The organism is Shewanella sp. CAL98-MNA-CIBAN-0140 (assembly GCF_040309905.1).
Lineage (GTDB): Bacteria > Pseudomonadota > Gammaproteobacteria > Enterobacterales > Shewanellaceae > Shewanella > Shewanella psychromarinicola.
On sequence record NZ_JBEOPI010000096.1, the window covers coordinates 1 to 772 of the forward strand.

The following is a 772-nucleotide window of genomic DNA, read 5'->3' on the forward strand; positions in this document are numbered from 1 at the left end:
TTTGACTAGGCATCGGCCAAGTCCAACAAGCGATTTATGCCTTGCAAACAGCGCAACGCATAAATACTAAAACGTTACATGCATAAACAATAGAGAGAATAATGGAAGTTGCAGCATATTTAGAAAGTAAAGGACTAGGATATGAAAACCTCTCAGAAGGCGAGAGGAAAGCAATATCAAGTTTTGCGCTTATATGGACGTTATTTGAAGCGCAATTACTTAATGAAAGCGCATCGGCTCAGAAAATAATAGATAAGTCTAAAAGCTGGGAAGAAACTAGCGGAATTGACTCCGATTTTTTAGATGAACATCTAGCTTACTTCAAAACTAGATATGTCGAAAATAATGAGTTTACCCATAGGTACATTCGCTTGCACTTTCGTCGCAATGATCACGAAGACCTAGTAAAAAGCGTGTTACTCGGCACATTAAACGATGCAGCTAGTAAGTTAGCTTGTTGTCTTATAATTGTTCTAAGATTCAGAAATAATTATTTCCACGGCATTAAATGGGCTTATCAGTTTCAAGAACAGAAAGACAACTTCGAGCATTCTTGTTCGCTTTTAACATACTGCATGGATAGGTATGCTAGCTAATCAGCATGTAACAAGTAGCACCAACGGACTCCGTAATGTGTCGCGGTTTTTGCAAAGAAACGCAAAAAGCCACGCCAAATTACTACGCCGTTGTGCAAAGCGTTGAACTAAGCCGCTGCGCGGAGCCAAATGAGGCTTCAATTGAGTTCATAATCCTCATTGAAACCGTTAGGCTT

Annotated in this window: 1 protein-coding gene; it reads left to right on the plus strand. The window is 39.6% G+C overall.

The window, feature by feature from the left end; all coding sequences use genetic code 11:
- Positions 1–101 precede the first annotated feature (101 nt).
- Positions 102–596 carry a hypothetical protein gene (locus tag AAEY93_RS20315; protein ID WP_351079436.1) on the plus strand — a complete coding sequence of 165 codons (495 nt, stop codon included), beginning with the start codon at positions 102–104 and terminating at the stop codon, positions 594–596.
- The last annotated feature ends 176 nt before the right edge of the window (positions 597–772 follow it).

Bases quoted from the DNA above. Each gene is read 5' to 3' on its own strand.
- AAEY93_RS20315 (WP_351079436.1), top strand. From the start codon at position 102: ATGGAAGTTGCAGCATATTTAGAAAGTAAAGGACTAGGATATGAAAAC.